The sequence below is a fragment of the Psychrobacter sp. T6-1 genome (assembly GCF_052258445.1).
This window is the reverse complement of sequence record NZ_JBQQFC010000305.1, coordinates 1-2,841: the sequence shown is the minus strand read 5'-3', so window position 1 is coordinate 2,841 and position 2,841 is coordinate 1. Positions and strand designations below refer to the sequence as shown.

Annotated in this window: 4 protein-coding genes; 1 reads left to right on the top strand and 3 read right to left on the bottom strand. The window is 43.2% G+C overall.

Going from position 1 to position 2,841, the window contains the following annotated elements:
- A partial coding sequence (locus ACTXGO_RS12025) for an FxsA family protein (protein ID WP_443574702.1) occupies positions 1-635 on the bottom strand: 635 nt, incomplete at its 3' end.
- Between the two features lie 158 nt (positions 636-793).
- Between ACTXGO_RS12025 and ruvC the strand changes: the two genes are divergently transcribed.
- Positions 794-1,378 (top strand): crossover junction endodeoxyribonuclease RuvC, encoded by a 585-nt coding sequence (gene ruvC / locus ACTXGO_RS12020; protein ID WP_317199909.1) that lies wholly within the window; start codon positions 794-796, stop codon positions 1,376-1,378.
- Here ruvC and ACTXGO_RS12015 read toward each other — a convergent pair whose 3' ends face one another.
- Positions 1,379-2,299, bottom strand: coding sequence for an META domain-containing protein (locus ACTXGO_RS12015; protein WP_443574700.1), 921 nt, complete (start codon positions 2,297-2,299; stop codon positions 1,379-1,381). It abuts the gene before it with no gap.
- A gap of 209 nt (positions 2,300-2,508) precedes the next feature.
- A partial coding sequence (locus ACTXGO_RS12010; RefSeq protein ID WP_443574698.1) for a glutathione binding-like protein occupies positions 2,509-2,841 on the bottom strand: 333 nt, incomplete at its 5' end.

The following is a 2,841-nucleotide window of genomic DNA, read 5'->3' as shown; positions in this document are numbered from 1 at the left end:
TATTCATCATTGGCAGACTTAGTAATCTTTTTGACATCTTTAGGGATATTTTTGGCAGTACCGTCAATGGTAGTGTTCTGTTTAAAAACATCACCGAATGGGTTTTGTTGCTCAAAAGGATTTGGCTGCTGACCAAAGGGGCTTTGATTGTTCATGCCGCCTTGTCCACCAAATGGGTTTTGGCCATTCATACCGCCAAATGGGTTTTGGCCACCCATCTGTCCACCCATCTGTTTTGCCATCATCTCCATCATCTTTTGCTGATTGTTCATAACATAGTTATTAGCGACATCTTTGAGCTTCTTTTGCACAGGTGGCAGTACCAGTAGCAACGCGATCAGATCACTAATGACTCCTGGTATCAACAACAAGATACCTGCGCCAGCCATCGCTACGCTTTTGAGCATTGTGGCTTCTTGCGGGCGCATGGATGGGTTCATCATGCCGCCAGCTTTCATTTGCTGCGCCATAGGATTTAGCGCCGCCATACCTTTACGGATGAGCGCGATGCCGATAACAGCGGCAATAATAAACCATATAAATACCCACCAGCCACTAATGGTCTGAGCAATCAGATACCAAATGAGCATCTCGATAATAAACCAAACAATGGCGATACTAACTATCTGACCCATAAAATGTCGTCCTGTAAAAAACTTAAAATGTAATCGTCAATAAAAAATCGTTAACGTATGATGTATATGGGGATGGCTTGCTATACTATCAAACTTAGCGCCGCATTTTAAGTGCAAAGCTGCCAAACAAAATATACGCAACACAAAAACGGACCCTTATGGCAATTATTATTGGAATAGATCCAGGCTCTCGTATGACAGGGTATGGCATCGTCCAGCAAACCGGTGACAAACTAACCTTTATTGATGCAGGTACTATTCGTACGGATACCAAAGAGATGCCCGAGCGCCTAAAGCGCATCTTTAACGGTCTCACTCGCATCACTGAATATCACATCAAATATGCTAATGAGCCTATTTATACCGCTATCGAGCAAGTATTTATGGCAGAAAACCCCGACTCAGCGCTCAAGCTCGGTCAGGCGCGCGGAGCTGCTATTGCCGCTATGGTAGCGCTGGACTTAGAAGTGTCAGAGTATACCGCGCGCCAGATTAAGCAAGCGGTCTGTGGTTATGGCGCAGCCGCCAAAGAGCAAGTACAAGAAATGGTTTGTCGCATACTGTCGTTAGATGTGGTGCCTCAGCAAGATGCGGCAGATGGTCTCGCCTGCGCAATTTGTCATGCGCACTCGAGTCACTCTATGAACAAGCTGATACTTAACAGTGCCATGCGCGGACGCGGTAGCTCCAAGAAAAAAGGACGCTGGCGTCTAAGCGAAGAGGATCTAGGTAACATACGCTAATTAATTGACTTCAGTTTGCTCAACGATAGTGTCGAGCACATAAGCATAGTTAGTGTCTGACGCATTTTGCATACTATCATTGCTAGCGTTTAGAGCATAACGGTGCAAACGTAGCACTTGATCGAACTCACTACTATGCTCATAGCCATCTATAGTGCCTGCAAACTCTACGCGCTCGCCCTCGCTAACCTTTATACCTTGATCGTCGTACACTACAGGTTTTACTTGTAAGCACACTTGCGCGCTATTATCTGTGCACGGCGTAGTCTGAGCATCTATTGCCCAAAATATCGTCTCGCCTCGACTGCCATACTTAGCTTTTGCCGTCATTTTGCCGCGCCACTGCAGAGTAACTCCATTATCAGTTATTTGAGTTAGTATCGAGCCATTGTCTTTATCATTAGTAAGCTCTAACTGATTGACCCCTTGCATTAAATCGTTCAAGCGATTTTCAACCAAATCTAAGTCAGCACATGACATTTTAGTGCTCATGCTGTTGTCGATTGTCATCTCATTGCCTTGTAGCTGATAGCCTGCACTCATCGTGTTGCAGCCGACGCTATAGATTAAGCTGTTTTTGCCTTGACGCTGGATGAACGATGCAGTGACTTGATTTTTGATATCTAAAAGTGAAGTTAAAGGTTGACTCTCATCACTGAGTGCATCTACCAAAATCCAGCGATACTGAATGAGATCATCAATCAATTTGTCTTCTGCACTACTATTATCAACAGAAGGTGCCTGTTCATCAGCTAAGGTGGTGGTATTATCAGCTGGGGCAATAGTATCATCAGACAAGTCAGTATCATTTATGCTTGAGCGCTCTACGTTTGAATCGCTGCTCTGCGCAGGATCACTACAAGCGCTAATACCTAAAGCGGCGCCAACCAACACTCCAAACACTTTATATACTGATGTCATACCGCTATCACCTTACGCAGATTCTACCTATATCGTTATAGATAAAAGTTTAAATTAATAATGGTTCAACTAAAAACTATATGAGTGATAAGAAGTACTTATTACTCATATCATCATAACTAGCAAATATTAGATTACGCTGTAAAAACTTGTTTGTTTTTCTCACAAAAACCTTACAACGTTTTAGATCATTTAAGAGTTTTATATTCCTATTCTTTAGCAGGCTTAGCTTTAGCCATATTTTTGATACTAAAGCGCTCATGCATATGCTGATAAAAAAGAGCTAAATTGTCCCCTTGTTCAGTTGGATTTACCTTGAGCGCTTTCCCAAAATCCAGACCTAAGTACAAGACAATATCTGCAAAGCTCAATTGATCACCTACTAGATAATCACGACCCTCTAAAGCTTTTTCAAAATAAGGTAGCGCTTGTAAGGCACGATTGATGGACGGCGTTACAAAATCGGCTACCTGCTCTACGCGCTCAGCTTTTGAGGGGTGGCTGTGCTGGAAGGCTAACATAAAGTTGTAGAGCACTTCAAA

Bases quoted from the DNA above. Each gene is read 5' to 3' on its own strand.
- ruvC (WP_317199909.1), top strand. From the start codon at position 794: ATGGCAATTATTATTGGAATAGATCCAGGCTCTCGTATGACAGGGTAT.
- ACTXGO_RS12015 (WP_443574700.1), bottom strand. From the start codon at position 2,299: ATGACATCAGTATATAAAGTGTTTGGAGTGTTGGTTGGCGCCGCTTTA.